Annotated in this window: 15 protein-coding genes and 1 pseudogene; 9 read left to right on the top strand and 7 right to left on the bottom strand. The window is 43.1% G+C overall.

What is annotated here, in order from left to right; all coding sequences use genetic code 11:
* Nucleotides 1-21: 21 nt before the first annotated feature.
* The 7 genes from AC1DRQ_RS03175 to AC1DRQ_RS03145 all read left to right on the top strand — a co-directional run bounded on the left by AC1DRQ_RS03175 (nucleotide 22) and on the right by AC1DRQ_RS03145 (nucleotide 6,973).
* On the top strand, nucleotides 22-1,092 hold the full coding sequence (locus AC1DRQ_RS03175; protein ID WP_477422167.1) for a sensor histidine kinase: 1,071 nt from the start codon (nucleotides 22-24) through the stop codon (nucleotides 1,090-1,092).
* Nucleotides 1,089-1,826, top strand: coding sequence for a LytR/AlgR family response regulator transcription factor (locus AC1DRQ_RS03170; protein WP_477422166.1), 738 nt, complete (start codon nucleotides 1,089-1,091; stop codon nucleotides 1,824-1,826). The genes AC1DRQ_RS03175 and AC1DRQ_RS03170 overlap by 4 nt, the downstream gene beginning before the upstream one ends.
* A gap of 160 nt (nucleotides 1,827-1,986) precedes the next feature.
* The gene (locus AC1DRQ_RS03165) at nucleotides 1,987-2,718 is read left to right on the top strand and encodes a hypothetical protein (RefSeq protein ID WP_477422165.1); all 732 of its coding nucleotides are present in this window, start codon (nucleotides 1,987-1,989) and stop codon (nucleotides 2,716-2,718) included.
* A gap of 251 nt (nucleotides 2,719-2,969) precedes the next feature.
* A complete protein-coding gene (locus AC1DRQ_RS03160) occupies nucleotides 2,970-4,775 on the top strand; it encodes an amidohydrolase (RefSeq protein ID WP_477422164.1) in 1,806 nt (601 codons plus the stop codon).
* Between the two features lie 191 nt (nucleotides 4,776-4,966).
* The gene (locus AC1DRQ_RS03155) at nucleotides 4,967-5,272 is read left to right on the top strand and encodes an ArsR/SmtB family transcription factor (protein ID WP_477422163.1); all 306 of its coding nucleotides are present in this window, start codon (nucleotides 4,967-4,969) and stop codon (nucleotides 5,270-5,272) included.
* Nucleotides 5,273-5,372: 100 nt separating this feature from the next.
* Nucleotides 5,373-6,278, top strand: a complete 906-nt coding sequence (locus AC1DRQ_RS03150) for a zinc-binding dehydrogenase (protein WP_477422162.1) — start codon at nucleotides 5,373-5,375, stop codon at nucleotides 6,276-6,278.
* A gap of 113 nt (nucleotides 6,279-6,391) precedes the next feature.
* Nucleotides 6,392-6,973, top strand: a complete 582-nt coding sequence (locus AC1DRQ_RS03145; RefSeq protein WP_477422161.1) for a Crp/Fnr family transcriptional regulator — start codon at nucleotides 6,392-6,394, stop codon at nucleotides 6,971-6,973.
* Between the two features lie 170 nt (nucleotides 6,974-7,143).
* Here the strand turns inward: AC1DRQ_RS03145 and AC1DRQ_RS03140 are convergent, their stop codons facing one another.
* The 6 genes and pseudogenes from AC1DRQ_RS03140 to AC1DRQ_RS03115 form a co-directional block, all read right to left on the bottom strand.
* Nucleotides 7,144-7,728: an NADPH-dependent F420 reductase gene (locus AC1DRQ_RS03140; RefSeq protein WP_477422160.1), complete on the bottom strand. Its 585-nt coding sequence runs from the start codon at nucleotides 7,726-7,728 to the stop codon at nucleotides 7,144-7,146.
* 396 nt (nucleotides 7,729-8,124) lie between these two features.
* Nucleotides 8,125-9,042: an SDR family oxidoreductase gene (locus tag AC1DRQ_RS03135; protein ID WP_477422159.1), complete on the bottom strand. Its 918-nt coding sequence runs from the start codon at nucleotides 9,040-9,042 to the stop codon at nucleotides 8,125-8,127.
* A 23-nt stretch (nucleotides 9,043-9,065) separates the two neighbouring features.
* Nucleotides 9,066-9,635 carry a Crp/Fnr family transcriptional regulator gene (locus tag AC1DRQ_RS03130; RefSeq protein ID WP_477422158.1) on the bottom strand — a complete coding sequence of 190 codons (570 nt, stop codon included), beginning with the start codon at nucleotides 9,633-9,635 and terminating at the stop codon, nucleotides 9,066-9,068.
* Nucleotides 9,636-10,918: 1,283 nt separating this feature from the next.
* Nucleotides 10,919-11,020, bottom strand: a pseudogene (locus AC1DRQ_RS03125) (hypothetical protein); the annotation flags it as partial.
* Nucleotides 11,021-11,033: 13 nt separating this feature from the next.
* Nucleotides 11,034-11,129 (bottom strand): TMEM175 family protein, encoded by a 96-nt coding sequence (locus AC1DRQ_RS03120; RefSeq protein ID WP_429397883.1) that lies wholly within the window; start codon nucleotides 11,127-11,129, stop codon nucleotides 11,034-11,036.
* 68 nt (nucleotides 11,130-11,197) lie between these two features.
* The gene (locus AC1DRQ_RS03115) at nucleotides 11,198-12,985 is read right to left on the bottom strand and encodes an MOSC domain-containing protein (RefSeq protein ID WP_477422157.1); all 1,788 of its coding nucleotides are present in this window, start codon (nucleotides 12,983-12,985) and stop codon (nucleotides 11,198-11,200) included.
* Nucleotides 12,986-13,190: 205 nt separating this feature from the next.
* On the opposite strand from AC1DRQ_RS03115, the gene AC1DRQ_RS03110 reads away from it, so the two are divergent.
* Together AC1DRQ_RS03110 and AC1DRQ_RS03105 are read left to right on the top strand one after the other, a co-directional pair.
* Nucleotides 13,191-14,060 carry a 3-keto-disaccharide hydrolase gene (locus AC1DRQ_RS03110; protein WP_477422156.1) on the top strand — a complete coding sequence of 290 codons (870 nt, stop codon included), beginning with the start codon at nucleotides 13,191-13,193 and terminating at the stop codon, nucleotides 14,058-14,060.
* A 9-nt stretch (nucleotides 14,061-14,069) separates the two neighbouring features.
* The gene (locus AC1DRQ_RS03105) at nucleotides 14,070-14,603 is read left to right on the top strand and encodes a PPC domain-containing DNA-binding protein (RefSeq protein WP_477422155.1); all 534 of its coding nucleotides are present in this window, start codon (nucleotides 14,070-14,072) and stop codon (nucleotides 14,601-14,603) included.
* Between the two features lie 172 nt (nucleotides 14,604-14,775).
* Here AC1DRQ_RS03105 and AC1DRQ_RS03100 read toward each other — a convergent pair whose 3' ends face one another.
* Nucleotides 14,776-16,305, bottom strand: coding sequence for a glycoside hydrolase family 32 protein (locus AC1DRQ_RS03100; protein WP_477422154.1), 1,530 nt, complete (start codon nucleotides 16,303-16,305; stop codon nucleotides 14,776-14,778).
* Nucleotides 16,306-16,370: the final 65 nt, after the last annotated feature.

The raw sequence follows: 16,370 nt of genomic DNA, 5'->3' as shown, positions 1-16,370 counted from the left end.
GTTTACCAAATACGAAATAGCATGTTTAGATCAGTATGGACGTTTTTTAAAATTAATAGCAGGCGCTTGTTATTACTGACGGTGTTCTCGCTGTTCATTTACGGAACGTTCTTTATGCTGTCGTATCTGGTCACGCCTGAGAAAACGATCAAAAATTTTGCGGGACAGGATGGCCTGGCCTTTGGTATATTGAGCTTTGTGGTGGAATCCGTTATCACCCATTATGTGCTGATCTTCGTGGTCATATTACCCGCCATGCACGGACAGCGCCGCCGCCGGAGTGCTCTGGTCATTACCGCTATCCTGTTTATAGTGAAGTTTTCCGTCAACTATGGCACCTATTTGTATGAAAGCAGCAGTGGTAACACTGCTGCTGCCAGGTTATCTGAAAACTCGCTGAGGTGGATCCTGCTTATATCTTATGTGTTCACGCTGGTCAGCAGTCTATCTGTAGCCTTACTGGTTGAATGGGTAAACAAAAGCAAAGAGCGTATCATGCTGCAAAAGCAAAAGACCGAAGCCGAACTGATCGCCTTGAAGCATCAAATCAATCCGCATTTTCTGTTCAACTCGTTAAGCTTCATTTACGGGAAGGTGATCAAATCGGATAGAGAGACAGCTGATTCCGTACTGATGCTGGTCAATATAATGCGGTACGCATTGGGGACGAGTGAAAGTACTGATGGCAAGGTAAACATCATGGATGAATTGGAACACTTGAAAAATGTGATAGAGATCAACCAGCGCCGTCATAACCATGGTTTAAATATCCGGTATGAGGAGCAGATAGACGACCAGTCCATCAGTATTCTGCCGCTGGTACTGATTACCCTGGTGGAGAACGCGTTCAAGCACGGCGACCTGCATGATCCGGGCCATCCCTTATTGATCAGGATCAGCACCGGGGTTAACGAACTTACTTTTTACATTGAGAATAAAAAAGGGAGAGGTTTAAAAGAACTTTCCAATGGTGTCGGCCTTCAAAACATCCGGCAGCAACTTATGCTGACCTATGGCAGCCGTTCTGCCTTTGTGATAAAGGATTCCGAAGGTATTTTCAGTGTAACTTTACATATAACATTTGCCGTATGATAGATTGCGTAATAGTAGATGATGAGCAGCATGCGATAGACCTGCTTGTTCAGCACATCAGCCAGGTGCATTTCCTGCGGATAGCCGGTACAGCCACCAATCCAATAAATGGACTGGCAATGATCACTGATTTGAAGCCCGGACTGGTATTTCTGGACGTACAGATGCCGCATCTTACCGGGATAGAGATGCTGAAGCTGATCAGCAAGGACAGCCATATCATCATGACCACAGCCTACAAGGAGTACGCTCTGGAAGGGTTTGAGCATGCCGTCGTGGACTATCTGCTGAAGCCGGTCCAATTCCTTCGCTTTTTGAAAGCGGTTAACCGGCTATGGACGATAAACAGCAATCTTCGGCCTGCTACGGAACAAGATCATTACGTGTTCGTGAAAACGGAACAAAAGGGTAAACTACTGAAGATAGACTCAAGGAGGATCACCTACATTGAAGGCCTGAGTAACTATGCCATTATTCACATGGACGACCAGAAAAAGATCATCACCTACCTCAAACTGAAAGAGCTTTCGGAGAGTTTGTCTGCCAGGGGGTTCGTCCGGATCCATAAGTCATTCATCATTTCACTTAGCCATCTGACGGCGGTAGAGGGAAACATGGTCAGGATACTTAATCAAGATCAACCGATATCCATTGGTGAAGCTTACCGGAAAGACTTTTTTGAATTTATCAATAGCAAAATGTTATCCCTGCCCCCGGACAGCACGGTCAATTAACAGCTAAGAGCCAACCCATGGCTTATCAATAACAGTTAAATAATTTTTAAAGCCGATCAGTTCCCGGTTGCTATAAACGCACCATGGCCGTGCTATGTCCGGCATTGGCTAGTGATCCGGTTGGAACCTGGTCGGCTTATACCAGTTAAAACAAATAGAAATGAAAAACAAAACACGCGTATATCTTACTTCCGCAAATAGCCGCCTTAAGGCAATGTTTACTTTTCTTTTATTATCAGCGGGTATGACCGAGGCTTCAGCGCAAAAGTCACTGATCATAAACACTCTTTCAAAGCATAATATAGATCAGTCATTGCTGGATCCGTCAAACCTGAGAGTGCCCGTGGATCGCGCATTTGATCTGCGGGAATCAACAACCAACGCCGGTAAGACAAAGATGTTGGAAGCCAAATTCGAGCCATCAGGGGCTGGCCGTGAACACTGGACAGTGGTTTCTGTGGATGGAAAAAAGCCGTCACTGTATGAGACCAACATGTTTCGTAACACCAGGGAAACACCGCCGGTCGACAAGCCGGACGAAACGACTTACCGGATAGACAGCGAAACCGCGGATCAATTGGTCATCAGCTATAAGCTGGATGCCGCATCGATCCCGAGAGATGCCACATTTCTGAAAGATTGCCGGGCGGTCCTGACTGTTGATCTGAAAAGCAAGCAATTGACGCAACTGCAGTTGGTCAATGAAAAACCGGTTAAGATTGGTCCGCTTACTGCCAGTAAATTTGAAATTGTAACGAAGTATGATTTTGATAAGTTAGCCAGGCGTTATCTTCCATTAAAAGATGACCTGCATATGGAAGCAGCATTTTTAGGAAAGACCATAAGTACCCATATCGAAACTATTTATTCCGGGTATAATAAAGGGCGATAAATGTTACAGTGATCTGAATGCTTCGTAATGACACTAAGCAGGCTTCTACTTAATCAGCCCGATATGCGGATGTAAGCATGACAATTGTCGATGTATTTTTTTATCAATTCTCATCGTCTGCGGACACCTCTCTGAGGCATTTTTACATCGTTAACTCACTACGGTTTTGCTGAGGTAAAAACTGACCCCAAAGCAGTAATACAAACAGCACATCTTTAGCGAGGGTAAGCTGATAATCACTCAAAATTATTATGAAAAAAACTATTGCATTGCTCACAGCAACATTGATCACTTTAGAATTATACGCGCAAACGGGAACTTCGTCCGCCGGAGCGGACCTGATCGTTTATCACGCTAAGATCACCACGCAGACTGCCGCACAGCCACAGGCGTCAGCACTGGCCGTAAAAGCTGGCAGGATCTACGCGGTAGGCAACGACGACGAGATCCTTGCCCTTAAAAATGCTAACACCCGGCTGATCGATGCGGACGGCAGACGGCTTATTCCCGGACTCGAAGATTCGCACATGCATCCGTTGAATGAAAGGAATTTTACACAAAAGGTAAAATGGGATGGCATACCGACACTCAAACGTGCGCTGGAAATGCTGACCGAACAAGCGGCAAGAACACCGGAGGGACAGTGGGTAAAGGTAACAGGCGCGTGGTCTCCTTACCAATTTAAAGAATACCGCGAACCTACCATCGAAGAACTGAATAAAGCGGTGCCGAACAAGCTTCTTTGGGTACAGTATGCATACAACAGGATATGGCTAAATAAGCCGGCTATGAAGTTCTTCGGCATCGGGACGCCGAAATTTAAGGCTGAACCAGGCACTGTCCTTCACAAAGACAGCAAAGGGAACTATACAGGTGTGATCGACGCCAATACCTTCGTATTTGTGGCATTAGACGCCATGATGCCGACACCGACACCAGAAGAGCAGGTCAGCTCACTTGAATACCTGATCAGGGACCTTAACCATTTCGGGCTCACTACAGTCATTGAAAATTCCAGCGTAATCGGATACCCTGAAGGTCACGCGCCAATCGAAACCCTGATCAAAGAGAACAGGATGAACATCCGTTTTCCGTTCGTCGACCTTGGGTTTACTTACGATCCTAACAAAAGTTGGGTGGACACCGAGATAGAAAGGGTCACCAAAATTTCACCGATAAGCCCGGGACAAAATCTTAACCCGAATATGGAGCACGGCCATGAATATGAAGGAACAGGTGAGGTACTTAGTCCCGAGGTTCATGACCATGAGAACTTTGATAAACCAGCTATCATTATTCCTAAAGAGAAGATGAAGAAGTATGCTGAAGAGTATGTTCGCAAATTAATAGAAAAGAGGATCCCGTTCCGGGTGCATATGTCCTACAATGAAAATCTTACACCTTTCCTGGATGCATTTGAGGAAGTGGTGAAGACAACGCCGCTGGACGGCATGCGCTGGGCTGTTGAACATGCAGAGACCATCAGCGATGAAAATATCGCAAGGATCAAAAAGTTAGGGGGCGGTATCGCACTTGACAATAAAATGGCACTGCACGGAGAAGGTTTTATAAAGACCTATGGCATAGAAAAAGCCATGTACACACCAAGGTTTGGTGCGTTGAAGAAAAGCGGCATTCCTTTATCATTGACCACAGATGCATTCCGCGTTTCTCCGGCCAACCCATGGACAGGCATCAGTTGGGCAGTGACCGGCAAATCCGTTTCTGGTAAAGTGATCTTAGCCGAGGATAACCGCCTCACGCGGGAAGAAGCCCTACAATTTTATACCACAGGGGCGGCCTGGTTCGAAAATGAGGAAAATGAAAAAGGCCGGATCGCGCCCGGTAATCTTGCTGATTTCGTTTTATTAAGTGATGATTATTTTACTATCCCGGACGATGAGATTAAAAACCTGACATCTGTACTGACCGTGGTTGGCGGAAGAGTGGTATATGGTTCGGACAAATATGGTGACCTCTCTCCTAAGCTCGGGGAGGTGCTGCCATCCTGGTCGCCAATAAAATATTTTGGTGGTTATTATTTTGGAAAAAAATAAATATAACCTGTGCCTGGTTCTGGACTACTCATCATAAGTAGTTATGTGTTACACATTCCATGATCAACTACTTTTCCCAGCGGCGAAAGCTTTGAACTGAAAGGTCAAAAAACATAATGATCATAAGTTTGCCTTTCGTCGCTATCTATAATTAATTTCGGAATTTCGGTAAATATCGATATATTTGCACCATGGAATTAATTATGGTTTTCAAGGCGCTCAGTAATGAGACCAGGATAAACATACTTGTTTGGCTCAAGGAACCTCATCTGCACTTTCCAGCTGATGAATTGCAGGACTATGATCCTAATCTTGGTGTTTGTGTAAGCGACATTAAGGCAAAGACCGGTCTATCTGCATCCACCACATCAGACTACCTGAGCCTTTTACAAAAATGCGGGCTGATAGAAGCTACCCGCGTTGGCCAGTGGACATACTATAAGCGCAATGAAGGGGCGATCGAGACCTTAAACAAATTGATCAAGGAAGCATTCTAATTTTTTTAATTAATAAATTCGGAATTAAGCGAAATATCTAATCATGAAAGCAATTTTTATCAACAATTATGGAGGTCCTGATGCCCTCCAGTTAACGGAAGTGAATACTCCTTACATAACAGATCCGTCCCAGGTACTCGTGAAGGTAAGGGCTACCTCAGTGAATCCACTCGACATCCAGGTAAGACGAGGAGATTACGCCTCATTGTTTGATCTGCCAATTATAACCGGGCACGACATTTCGGGCGAAATTATTGCAGTGGGTGAAACAGTGAAAAACTGGCGACCGGGTGATAAAGTCTATTATTCTCCGCGTTTTGGCGGCCCGGGCAGTTACGCCGAGTACCACCTTACAGACGAAAGCTCAATATCCAGGATGCCCGCTAATCTTAGCTTCGAGGAAGCTGCTGCTATCCCCCTTATTGGAGGGACGGTATGGGAGATGCTTGTGGTACGGGCTAATCTAAAAAAGGGAGATACTATTCTCATCCTCGGAGGTGCGGGTGGCGTTGGAACATTGGCAATACAGATCGCTAAATCATTGGGAGCTTTTGTGTACACAACAGGACAAAGCCTTTTATATGAGCAACTTCAACATCTTGGAGCCGATGTAGTTATTGACCACCATAGAAAAAACGTTATTGAAGAGATACAGGCTCATACCAAGGGCAAAGGTGTGGACGTAATTATTGATACCGTCGGGGGCAGCACACTTTCAGACAGTCCCCTTGCCCTGGCTAACTATGGTAGAATTGTAACACTGGTTGATATTGCTCAGCCCCAAAACCTAATCCATGCCTGGGAAAAAAATGCCACTTATCATTTCGTTTTTACCCGACAAAGCAGGGATGAGCTCCATCATATTACCAGATTGATTGAAACCGGGCATGTAAAGCCGGTCATCGACAGTATCTATCCATTAGAAGAGGTGAAAAATGCTCACCAAAGAATAGAGGATGCAAAACGAGAGAGACCTCTACTTGGAAAAATAGTATTGTCACTGTAAAAATGTGTTCGATTTTCCTCAATAACGACAGTGTCTGACTTTCGTTTTACAGGCTAACTTTTTTAACGTATATTTTTTATTTGTATATTAGAATGACATAGGGGTTATAATAAATGTATCAGAAATTAATTAATTACATTGAGAATTATTCAGGTTTACCAATAAATTTTACTGAAATAGAGCTGATAAGCAGTACTTTTCAGCCAAAAAAGCTGCGTAAAAAGCAATATTTGTTACGAGCGGGCGAGGTTTCTAAACATACGGCCTTTATACTGAAAGGCGCTATGCGCCAGTATTGCATTGATGATAAAGGAAACGAGAAGATCGTACAGCTATTCATTGAAAATTACTGGGCGGATGACCGCGAAAGTTTGATTTCACTCGAACCCTCGAAGTACAACATTCAGGCATGGGAAGACACAGAAATGCTGATCATCACACCAAAAGACATCTTCGAACTGGCAGAAAAGATTCCTGCGTTAGGGCAAATGATACGGGTAATGGATGACAGGCACGCTATAGCTTTGCACAAGAGAATAAATTCAATGATATGTGGTACAGCGGAGGTGCGCTACATGGAATTCACCAGCAAACATCCGCATTTTGTGCAGCGGTTCCCTCAGCACCACATTGCGTCCTATCTGGGAATAACTAAAGAAACACTAAGCAGAGTAAAAAAACAATCCATACGATGATTTTCTGTGATATGCAGGCATAGGACAGGTATGATCAATACCAAATACTAAAGGCTGATCAACATCAGCCCTTAGTTATAACTTGATCTCTTTAATTAGTCATATAACATACTATCCATTGCATTTAAATCAAATTACTGTGGTCCATCTTTAAATGGAGGTGCACACGCTCAGTTAGGATAGCTGACCAGGTTCAAAGTAGAGAGTGCTTTTAAAAATTCGGTTATTGGTGACGCCTGCTTAAGATCGCCGAGGTCAACTGCTGCAAACCCTAAATCTGTGATGATCCTTCCAACGGACTCTTTAGCAGCGGGGTGATCACCTGAATAGAAGATAACACGATTACCGCCATTTACGGCAGGGTCTGCATCAAGCGTTGCCGCTATCAGGGTGTTAAAGGCTTTAACGACCATAGCTTCAGGTATCAGTTCAGAAATTACTATACTCGTCGGTTTGTCAGCAGCGCCGCCATTCATGTTATTGGTGGCATCAATAACTATTTTCCCGGCAAGTTGTTTTTTTACTTTTTCCAATGCACCTGATGTTTGATCCCACATTACGGCAAGAACAACCAGGTCTGCATTAGCCGCATCTTCGGTTGTGCCGGCCGATGCCAATTCTCCGAGCTCTTTGACCAGGGGTTGCAATGATTCAACTCCTCTTGAATTTGAAATGATGACGGGATATCCTGCATTTACAAATTTTTTCGCGAGTGCTTTTCCGATATGGCCTGCGCCAATAAATCCAATTTTCATAAGTTTATGTTTTTAGTTATTTACAATGTAAAAATGCAGTCTGAAGCGGTCGGAAGACGATGAGATATGATAAAAAATAATGTCGACAATTGTCAAGTGTATACGCGTATTAAAGTAGCTGTCATCATTAGGATTGTAGATGACGAATAGCGCTGCGTTCAGTCTGATAGCTGATCCTGGAGTTATTGGCCAAAATCAAAAGCTACGTTTTCATAGCGTTATTTCAAACTGCCATTTTGGAGTATTGCATTGCCAAATTGAGTATCAGAGATATTAACTTAGAGAAGCAAAAACGGCAGTAACACAGTTTCGTTCATTGCTTAATACAAGTGAATGTCCGCCATGCTACTGCCGTCAATGATACTGATCTGAATGCTATGCTTTGCCGCCTGAAGTTTAAGCTAAAAGTTCGCCCATGCCGAACAACGTTAAGCCTTTTCCGAACTGTTCAGCGACAGCCTGGTTAGCCTCCTCTATATATTCCCCTGTGATCGGGTCAACGACGGTCCTCAAGGGTCTTTTCCCTTTTTCTGTGCCGACCAGTTTGACAACAGCATCGGCAACATCCTGAGGATTTGGGTTTTTGGTTTGGATCAGCCCGCCGATCGCAGCCACCATTTTGTTGGGGATATCGGCGATCGCACCATAGCCTTCAAATACCGACTGGTCTGAAGCGTATTGGGTCTTTTGAGACATCTCAGTAGGAAAAGCGCCCGGCTCCAAGATAGCTACATCTATACCTAAACGTTTGAGTTCGTAATGCAGGCCTTCGCTTATTCCTTCAAGCCCGAACTTAGACCCGGCATATATTGTTGCGAACGGAAAGGAAACCCTGCCAAAGCCGCTGGTCACGTTAATGATCAGGCCATCATTCTGCTTGCGCATAGCAGGTAGTACTTGTTTAATGAATCTCCAGGGCGCGAAAACGTTCACATCAAATATGGCCTGTACATCAGCCGTGGTAAAACTCTCTGCCACTCCATTCATCGAAAAGCCGGCATTGTTAACAAGTACGTCGATGGTGCCTTCTTTAGCTATAATGGTGTCAACGGCCTGCTTAACGCTTTCGTCATCGGTCAGCGTCACATCCAGCACGGTTACATTCTCTAACGCTGATAAGGCATTTGCCTTATCAGCGTTCTTTCCGTTGGTATCTCTCATGGTGGCGTAAACCTTATGGCCTATAGCTGCGACACTATGGGCGGTAAGCCAGCCGAATCCACTGTTTGTTCCTGTTATTAAAACTACTTTTTTGCTCATCTTTTTATTGTTTAAATGATAGCGCAAATTTTGGCAATTGGAACAGTGATACATTTACCATTTGGTAAAAAGTGATCTTAACGGATATTTTTTCTTATCCTGCTTAAGGACTGCTGCGTGATCCCCAGGTAAGAAGCGATATGGGAAAGCGGCACACGATTAACAAGGCCGGGAAAATGCTCTATGAACGATAAATAACGGGTGGTGGCATCTTCCGATACAAGCGGGCTTCTTCTTTCGATCGTTTTTAGCAAACAATTTTTTAAGATCAGATGCTCAATATCTTTCCAGCCAACGATCGTATTGCCGATCTCGTCCCAGTCCTTCTTGGAAAACACCAGGAATTTACAATGGGTAACGGCCTGTATATATTCGGACGCCACCACTTGTGCCTCGAACCGTTGCTGGTCAGAAACAAAATTATGCTCATCTATGAATGAATGCGTGATCTCTTCGCCTTTATTGTTATAGTAACAGAAACGAACGACGCCTTCCAGAATAAATCCAACGTACCTGGGTATCTTCCCGGCTTCAGAAAAATATTCCTCTTTATCAAGTTCCAGCGTTTTTGCCTTGCTTATGATGAAGTCTGTTTGCTGTTTGTTCAGATTCCCGAATTGCAGTATGTAATTGATGAACACTTCCATAAGTTAAATTTCGAATATATTGTGGGCAGTTCATTTACCATTTGGTAAAAAATGATGTTGTGTAAACATAAAAGTATCGATAAAACACAAACTTTCTGTTTTAGGAGGCAGCTACTGGGGTATCAGAGCCTAAAGTTTGCCCAATGATAATTGAAGACAGTAGCCTTAGTCAGGTTCACATCCTTAAACCAGCAAATCACAATCGAAGTGCATGCGAAAGGGTTCCTGTAATATTCTTAAATTCGGTCATTAAGACAATATAAGCTAATGATCTTTAGTTTTACCGCTACGCCGGAGTTTGATTTCATGACTTATTGTTTACAATTATTTGATAAAATATAAAATACGAATCGTCTTATGATTTAATCTACTGTACCCCATTTGTTCCTGATTTTAATCAAAGGAGAAAATAGATGTCATTCAATACTTTTACCCCGTTCTGACTTTGCTTTTTAGTTTTTAATTGCTCGTTTTTTGCTGTGGCGCTTTTATACCATCATCTAAATAGGTTTGCATTCGTACACCTACTGTTTGTTAAAATGTCCTGTTGATTTATTATAGTTCACCTGCTCTATGATGAAAACTGATGAAGACTACACCGAATATAACCCATCTCTGTTGTTTACAGGTGTTCTTGCCGGAGTAGGCGGTTCGTTAATTTTTTCGCTTTTCAACTTATTATGCTCTATCGTTATATAAACCAACCTAACTGCTGGAGTAGAGCTCGACCTGATGTTCAGGATTTTAAATTGGAATTTAAATAACTTTTACCCGATTACAGGTCTGCTATCAATTTATGTCACAACAAATCTATAACTGTTTCGTTAACAGTATATCCTATAGATTAAGCCGAAACGTACGATGCCGTTGCAAGACCCGCCATAGAGCGGGTTTTTTGTTTTAACTAAATCCCTTTCAAATCATATTATTTATGGTATGAGGTTAAATAAGACAGGAAGGGATTTTATATAAACAGTTGTTTTAAATTTAAAACATATTAATACTCAGTGTAGTATGCAAGTCCCGGCTTTTGATAGATCGGGGCTTTTTCTTATTCGTAACTTAATAATAAAACCTACGTATACAACCTTGTCATAATCGTATTGTTAGAGTTAAGACCTCCCGACAGCAATGTTAGGAGGTCTTTATTTTTTGGTATTTTTAATATTAAGTATATTTATTATGAAAATTTGGAGTGTTAGGAATGACTTGCAACGCTCTTGCCCCGGTTGCTGTTTCCGGGGTGTTTACCTTCCATATTAAAACTACTTACGGGTTGATGGTTAATGATGTTCTTGTTCAAGCCATACTATAGCGATAAACAGGTAGCTTACTCCATAACTGATCCATGTAGGCCACAACTGGCCCAACGCGTGAAAGGTGGCACTTTCAGGCTTCTTATAATTCCAGGATCATAATGGTGATCACAATAGCAAACACACCGTCCGAAAATGCACCAACGCGGTCCGGTGCCGTTTGATTTGTGATCTTCATTTTTTTATTCTCCTTTATCATGGCGTTAAGAATTCTGGAATACGGTGCTTTGTTAATTATCTTTTAAGTTAAAGATCCAGTTCAAGGGGCGCTACCGGAGCTGCACAACAAATAAGTACATTTCCCTCTGCCGGAGGATCAAGAGGGTCAGGCGAATAGGCAACCTTTCCATCAATTATGCCGCTTTCACACCGGTGGCAAACACCGGTGCGGCAGGACCACAGAACCGGGACATCGCAAGCTTCGGCGGCCTCCAATAAATTTCTGAAGTGTGAATTCCAGGGAAACGAAATTTTACTTTTTGCGAAGGTAACCAGAGGGCCCGTTCCGGCATTATCGAATGGAAGGTGTGGGGCAGTTGTTGAGTTCGGGGCATTCACACTATGGTTACCGAAATCCTCGTATCGGATATTTCCTTCGGGAATCCCAAGACTTCGGAGTGCGGCCCGGGTGTCTGATAGGTATCCTTCCGGGCCGCAAAGGTACCATTCACTTTGGAGGGGTATCTTCAGTTTTTTCAGCAATTCAAGATTGAGGCGCCCCTGAATATCATAATCCATTCCCTGTTGTTCATTTTCGCTTGGGCGGCTATAAATCCTTACCATATGAAAGTTGGCTAAGTCTGTGCCTATTTTTTTTACTTCATTTGCAAAAGAATAGTGCGCCCCGTTCTGTGTGGAATGAATCCACCATACTTCCCTCGAAACGGAATTCAGACCTACAGCGTAAAGTATGCCGAGTAATGGGGTGATACCAACTCCTGCGCTCAAAAGGACGAGCGGAGTTTTTCCTGACGACAGCGTAAAGGTTCCCCGCGGGGCGCTTACCTCCAGAATATCGCCGTTATTAATTTGTTCATGCAGATATATACTTCCACGTCCATCGATTTCGCGCTTGACGGCGATACGATAAGTTGTGGTTCCGGGAGGGCCACAAAGCGAGTACATGCGGAGGAGCGGAATGACGTTAGGGGCAGCCGGAATTCGTATCGCGATGTGTTGTCCCGGTATAAATTCAGGAAGCGGGCCTTTATTGGCAGGTTCAAGTTCAAAAGAGCGAACACCGTTGCTTTCCATTCTTGAACTCCGGATAACAAAGGGGCGAAACCCGAACCAGGCGGCCGGCCGCGATTGAATGCCGGTTAAACCAGCGTTTCCGCTATTAATTCCTTCCAACACAGCATGGAGTAATTCCTGGAAGGACGTTCGCCACCCTTCACTCAAAGCAGGAATCTTTAAAGCTTTCTTCAACCCCTCTTCAGAATGATCTTTTGAATATAGGAGCTGGTCAACATCAACTACACTCATGCTTTCCGGTCCCTTCGCGATCTGTAGGATCAAATCGCCTGCACCAATTATTCCTTCCTTTATCACCCTGAAGTAGAAACCCGGTCGTTTGTGTGCAACAAGTAATGCCGGCATTTCGGGGACCCCGGTGCTTATGCCGATTTTATAACAGGTAACCCGCGGCTGGGTAACTTCAAAAATGGCTGTGCCAATCTGGAAACGATCCCCAATGCATACATCTTTATCTGCTAACCCCTCAACGGTCAGGTTCTCTCCAAACCTTCCATACGCCCAGTCATCGCGTTGAAACTGTTTACGCCAGAATTGATAGGAGTCTGCCTGATAAACCATAACGGCCCGGTGTTCGCCTCCATGGCCTACAAGGTCTGATTGCGCATCACCGTCAATGTTGAATTGCCTGACCCTGACGGGCCCTTTTACCGGTGTCTTAAAAATGGAGGTCCTTATCATTTGGCCATTCCATTCTATCTCGCGCGGCTGTCCAACGTTTACTGAAATTACTTTCATACGCCTCCCATACCTTAAGTGTGACCGGATTTCGATTTGCAATTACCTTAATTCGAAGACAATTTGAATCCGGCGAAATTGTAATTACAAAAATACATTACTGCAATGAATTTCAAACATAGATTGAGCTTGCAATTTATATAGCCTGGCGGAAACTATAAAAGGCAGAGGCTAATCAAATTGTTAGTGGCCATCAGGCCCACTTCCTAAAATTATTGTATTAAGTTTACTTTGATAACAATTGTAAATGATGAAAAACCCTTTCTTATCCCTTTGCTGTATCGCCATTTTGCTATGCTTCACCTCATTTCAGCCAAAAGATGATTGGACATTATTGCTTGATAAAAATTTGTCAAAATGGGATATCTACCAAAGCTTCCGGTTCCCGAACGGGTATAAAGGTGCCGCTCCAAAAAATGCGGATGGAACTAATGTAAAACCTATGGGTTATAACATTAACCAGGATAAAGTATTTTCAATTATTATGGAAAATGGTGTGCCCGTGCTGAAGATAGATGGCGATATCTACGGCTGTATTTTCACCAAACAGGATTTTGAAAATTATCACCTTAAGCTAAAGGTAAAATGGGGCGATAAAAAATATTCACCACGTTTAAATGAAGACAAAGATTCCGGCGTTTTATACCATTCACAAGGCAAATGCGGTGTAGAGTATTGGCGTACCTGGATGCTGAGCCAGGAGTTTCAGGTAACAGAAAAAGGAATGGGCGATTACTGGTCGCAGGCCAGCTCACGATCAGATGTTAAGGCACGGAAAGATGGTAAAGATTATTTTTTTGATAACAGCGGCACATTAATGGCATTTGGCGGTGGTACGGGTAATGGTAACTTTTGCCACGCCGGAACAGATGCCGAAATAAAAGGAGACTGGAACGAATTGGAGTTAATAACCTACGGCGATAAAAGCGTCCGCATAGTTAACGGAAAGGTTGTAATGGCACTGTCAAACAGCCGGTATATGGTTAATGGTGAAGCAAAACCATTGATTAGTGGTAAAATTCAGATCCAGAGTGAAGCCGCGGAGGTTTATTATAAAGATATGATGATGAAGAAGATTGACGGGATGCCAAAAGAGTATGCCGGGTATTTTAAATAAGCACAATCCATGAACTTGAAATTTTTGTTTGCACTCATTATTGTTTTAGGCATATGTTGTCGTCTGTCGGCCCAGGTAACAGGCGCCGATAAACCAGTTAGCGCGGCTGATCTGGATTATCGTAAAGACGGTAATAATTACCTGCTCGTTTTGAAGGCTGGTCAACCGCTTATTGCCAGTCTTACGGCTTTTATGGAAAAGGAAAGATTGTCAGGTGCAAGCCTCTCCGGGATTGGCGCGGTTAAAAACGTGGAAGTTGCGTATTACGATATTCAGGCTCAAAAGTATAAGTACCACACATTTAAACCATCAATGGAGGTGCTTTCATTGAATGGAAATATGGGATATTTTCAAAATAAACCTATTGTCCACGCCCATGTCGCTTTAGCGGATTCAAGCTATACTGTACACGGCGGGCATGTTAAAGAAGCAGAAGTTTCCCTGATCCTGGAAATCTTTATAACCCCCACATCTAAACCAATTACAAGAGAGTGGAATACAAAATTTCCGGAACTTCGTACCATGACAACATTACGCGATTAAACGAGCTGTTTAAGCACCCGGCACCAGCACGCGTTTAGTTGATTTTCTATGTTTATACCCAGAGATCATGCGGAGCGAATTACAAATAGCTTTGGGTTTATAAAAGGCGCTTCCATCTCATCTGAAGCGCCTTTTGGTCAACTAAATATCAAACGTAAAACGCCGATTTCTTTTATTTCCAGATAGATTTCAATCCGGTAATCCTCAGGTTGTTTATATTTAACTTACCATCTGTAATAACAGTAAGGTTATTAAAATCGCTATTAGGGAAATAAACCGCCGTCATGGTAGTTAAACCTCCATCAGTAAATATTTCTACAGATGCTTTATCAACTACCAGGGTAATATCTGAGTTTTTAGCAGCAGTTAACCGGGGTGCTGTAAAACGGCCGGCAAAATTCTTTTGAAAATCAGTTTTCCCGGCTTTTGTACGGTCAATGTAATACTGATCCTTTCCGGCTTCATAACCTATCAGCAGCTCTTCTCCATTTTTATTTGACAGCTTAATGCTATAATCTTTTAGTTGGGCCAAATTCAATTTTAAAACATACTGACCTTTAAAACCGCCGATCTTTGAGGAAAGGTCAATAGTTTTATTAACCTGCAGCTGCTTTAAAACAACTGTTTTTGTATGGATATTTTTTAGCTCTTCTACAGGTTTAGATGCGAGTAAAATTTCCCCCTTACTTTGTTGTAGTTTAAGCTCACGTGGTATGGTCATGGCATTGCGCCATGTTTGTGTTGGCACCTGATTGGCATATTGCCAGTTACTCATCCAACCTAAAAATATTTTGCGGCTGCCTGTATTGCTCCATGTTATGCCGGCATACTCATCAGGGCCGTAATCAAGCCAGCGGGTATTGGTATCGATAGGGGTGAACTTATTACCGTCAAAGTTGCCTACAAAATATTGGGTAGCCGAGCCACCGTTTGGCCCTCCGGGGTTAATGTTTACAATCAATACCCAGTAAGTTTTTCCATTCAGTTTTAAAGAGAACAGATCCGGGCATTCCCATACGCCGCCATGGGCACCCTCTTTAATACCGAACTCACTTTCCTTTTTCCAGCTTTTCAAATCAGGGGCCGAATAAAATGATATATGATCCTGGGTGGCCAGTGTCATTACCCATTTTTTCTGCCGGGCATGCCACATTACTTTAGGATCACGAAAATCCTTGATACCCGGATTTTTCAACACCGGGTTGCCTTTGTATTTGGTCCAGGTGTTCCCGTTATCCAGGCTGTATGCAATGCTTTGATTCTGAAAAACCTCAGTTCCGGCTTTTTCTCCTTTCGGATCATGATGTGTAAAGATGGCTACCATTGGTATTTTACCATTTTTGCCAAAGCCCGAAGTGTTGTTTGAATCAACAACAGCACTACCTGAAAATATATAACCCAGACTATCGGGGTATTGAGCTATCGGTAGCTCTTTCCAATTTACAAGATCTTTACTTACAGCATGTCCCCAGTGCATCGGTCCCCAAATAATATCCTTCGGATAGTACTGAAAAAACAGATGATAGGTATGGTTAAAATAAACCATACCATTGGGATCGTTTACCCAATGTGCTTTTGGCGAAAAATGTACCTGCGGGCGATATTGCTCCTGGTAAGTTTTTTTTGGAGAATCCTGAGCTTTACAAACACAAGTTACTGTGATAAAGGTAATCAGCATTAATATGCCGCATTTTGTTTTCATAATTTAAGCTTTTAATAGGTTATAGATTTGGCAGGGGTATTCAAAAACCTTAAAATAAATATTTA

The organism is Mucilaginibacter sp. P4_E8 (assembly GCF_056401495.1).
This window is presented reverse-complemented; position numbering and strand designations above follow the sequence as displayed.

Coding starts and splice junctions, on each gene's coding strand:
- AC1DRQ_RS03100 (WP_477422154.1), bottom strand. CDS start 16,305: ATGAAAACAAAATGCGGCATATTAATGCTGATTACCTTTATCACAGTA.
- AC1DRQ_RS03175 (WP_477422167.1), top strand. CDS start 22: ATGTTTAGATCAGTATGGACGTTTTTTAAAATTAATAGCAGGCGCTTG.
- AC1DRQ_RS03160 (WP_477422164.1), top strand. CDS start 2,970: ATGAAAAAAACTATTGCATTGCTCACAGCAACATTGATCACTTTAGAA.
- AC1DRQ_RS03135 (WP_477422159.1), bottom strand. CDS start 9,042: ATGTATCACTGTTCCAATTGCCAAAATTTGCGCTATCATTTAAACAAT.
- AC1DRQ_RS03155 (WP_477422163.1), top strand. CDS start 4,967: ATGGAATTAATTATGGTTTTCAAGGCGCTCAGTAATGAGACCAGGATA.
- AC1DRQ_RS03170 (WP_477422166.1), top strand. CDS start 1,089: ATGATAGATTGCGTAATAGTAGATGATGAGCAGCATGCGATAGACCTG.
- AC1DRQ_RS03140 (WP_477422160.1), bottom strand. CDS start 7,728: ATGAAAATTGGATTTATTGGCGCAGGCCATATCGGAAAAGCACTCGCG.
- AC1DRQ_RS03105 (WP_477422155.1), top strand. CDS start 14,070: ATGAACTTGAAATTTTTGTTTGCACTCATTATTGTTTTAGGCATATGT.
- AC1DRQ_RS03110 (WP_477422156.1), top strand. CDS start 13,191: ATGATGAAAAACCCTTTCTTATCCCTTTGCTGTATCGCCATTTTGCTA.
- AC1DRQ_RS03120 (WP_429397883.1), bottom strand. CDS start 11,129: ATGAAGATCACAAATCAAACGGCACCGGACCGCGTTGGTGCATTTTCG.
- AC1DRQ_RS03145 (WP_477422161.1), top strand. CDS start 6,392: ATGTATCAGAAATTAATTAATTACATTGAGAATTATTCAGGTTTACCA.
- AC1DRQ_RS03130 (WP_477422158.1), bottom strand. CDS start 9,635: ATGGAAGTGTTCATCAATTACATACTGCAATTCGGGAATCTGAACAAA.
- AC1DRQ_RS03165 (WP_477422165.1), top strand. CDS start 1,987: ATGAAAAACAAAACACGCGTATATCTTACTTCCGCAAATAGCCGCCTT.